The sequence below is a fragment of the Candidatus Aegiribacteria sp. genome (assembly GCA_021108435.1).
Lineage (GTDB): Bacteria > Fermentibacterota > Fermentibacteria > Fermentibacterales > JCC-6 > Aegiribacteria.
This window is the reverse complement of record JAIOQY010000174.1, coordinates 1-2491: the sequence shown is the minus strand read 5'-3', so window position 1 is coordinate 2491 and position 2491 is coordinate 1. Positions and strand designations below refer to the sequence as shown.

Below are 2491 nucleotides of genomic sequence, written 5' to 3'. Positions count from 1 at the left end.
TTCAGCTTCCGGAAATTGTAACACCTGCAACACAGTGTATACCCGTGTTTGTCGATGTTCCCGGAGAAGTTCCGGAAGAACTTCTTGTATGCATTCATGACAGCGATTTCGGCAACTATCATGTGGTTGCCCTCGATGAATCAGGCTATGCGATTGTTGATCTGGACTCACCGCCAACCGGCGATATCACGGTAACCGTAACGGGTACAGGTGTGAGAAGAACCACATTGACAGTGCCCGAAGGAACAGGATCATCCGTTGTTATATCGAATGTGCTTATAGAAGACACATCGGATTACGGGCATCTCGCCCCCGGTGTTCAGGCAGACGTGGTTCTGACTCTTCTGAACCAGGGAACCGAGAGCCTTACGGGTATTGAACTCACGGCCCAGCTCACTTCTGGACCGGCTCAGCTCACACAGGCGTCCATATCCTACGGGGTGCTCTCTCCCGGCGAGAGCGGTCAGGGGAATGATTCTCTGGAGATAATCGTTGATGAGACTGCCTGTACCGGAGAGACTGTTCACCTGGACATCCAGATACAGTGTGATCAGGGAACATGGAATTACGATCTGCCTTTTCTCGTATTCGCGCCGGGTCTCTATTTCTCCACGTACTCGATCGACGACAGTTCGGGAGGCAACGGAAACGGATACGCTGAACCAGGAGAGTCATTCGATCTGCTGGTGGATATAGCCAACATAGGGCTGCTGGACGCTCAGAATGTCTCAGTACTCGTCTCCGATACCTTCAACTGGTTGACATGGAGCAGTGACAGCGGCTACACATCCATAATACCGGCGGACGGAACAGGAGGGCTTGTTTTCTCCGGCAGCCTTTCAAACGACGCGCCGACAATCGCCTTCGTGGAACTCCTGCTTGACATCTCAGCCGATCCGCTCTGGAACAGCCAGGATTCGATGATAATGGTCGTGGGCGACTTCGGAATCTCGGATGATTTCGAATCCGGTCCAAACGGATGGACCCATTCGGGAACGAATGATCTGTGGCACATTACCACATTGAACCCGCATTCCGGATCCAGCGGGTGGTACTGCGGAGATGAGTCTTCCGGAACCTACCAGAACGGCATGAACTGCGGTCTTGTCAGCCCGACCTTCTACATCGCTCCTGAAGCGGAACTTACCTTCTGGTCATGCTTTGCCCTCGACCTCTACGGCTACGACGGGCTTTATGTTCTGGCGAACAACCTGGATGCCCTGGTGGTGGATACACTCGATTTCATCGGAGCCGGCGGTCTGCTAGGAGCAGCACAGACCATGGACGGAAAGAATAATTTGCAGTGGCTGCCGAGAACTTACGATCTCTCATACCTGGATTATGGTTCACTTGTCAGGATCGAATTCTGGTTCTACACGGATTATGACGGTGACAATATCGAAGGTTTCTATTTGGATGACGTCTCTGTAGATGGATTTACCCTTAACCTTGGTCTGGAAGGTTCAACTGTTCCCGTTCATGTAGGTCGGCCGTCACCCAACCCATGTATCTCATCCTTTACCCTGCCGCTTACACTCGAGAGCCTTTGCTGGACAATGAGCATCTACGACATTTCCGGACGGCTTGTTCTGAAAAACAGCTTCGATGAACCCCTGACAGGCTCTCTTGTTGTCGATACATCCGACTTTGCTCCCGGGATCTACCTGTTGAAAATAGAAGCCGAAGGGATTCAGTACATCCGCAGAACAGTCGTACTGGGACAGGAGAAACCATGAGCCTTAGAATAATCATTTCGATGATGATCGTTTCCGGTTCGGTATTCGCGGGAACATCGATCCAGACCGACTGGTCCGGAGGCCCGGGATTACAGGGACCGGTTATCGAATGGGGCAATTGTTTCTGGGGAGCAGAGAATGCAAACTGGCTCGAATGTCCGGGAGGGTTGATACTTGGGAACTGCAGTGAAGTTCATCTGGTTGATTCCATCAGGTCAAAATCCGCGGCGGCAGCTGATTTCGACTGTGATGGAGATATCGATGTTCTTATACAAACAATCAGCAACTCATTCATACTGCTGTTCAACCTGGATTATGGATTGGAATGGGAATCAGACTCTCTGAGCATACCACTCCTCTATAACTATGCAGTATCGGATTTCGATGGAGATGGTGATCCGGATATAGCTGGCATAAGAGGATGTACGACCATAATGTACTGGAACCAGGGTAACTCAATCTGGGTTCCGGATACGATCCAGATCTTTTCCGGAACTGGTATGGGTTTTGTTCTCGGAGATTTCAACTGCGATTTCAACACGGATATTGCTCTGAGCGTTTATCAGCACGGCATTGTATGGCTTGAGAACCCGGGCGGGTCCGGTGTATGGACCTGCTGGGAAGTCTCCCCATCGGCAGCAATCTCCAAAATCATGTGTTCGGGAGATATCGATGGCGACGGCGACACAGATCTGATCTCATGCAAAAACGATTCTATCCTGATTTACGTGAATCAGGACACCGGTCTCACATGG

At 50.9% G+C, this 2491-nt stretch carries 2 protein-coding genes; both read left to right on the top strand.

The window, feature by feature from the left end:
* A partial coding sequence (locus K8R76_09910; GenBank protein ID MCD4848497.1) for a T9SS type A sorting domain-containing protein occupies window positions 1-1736 on the top strand: 1736 nt, incomplete at its 5' end.
* A partial coding sequence (locus tag K8R76_09905; protein MCD4848496.1) for a VCBS repeat-containing protein occupies window positions 1733-2491 on the top strand: 759 nt, incomplete at its 3' end. The genes K8R76_09910 and K8R76_09905, both read left to right, overlap by 4 nt.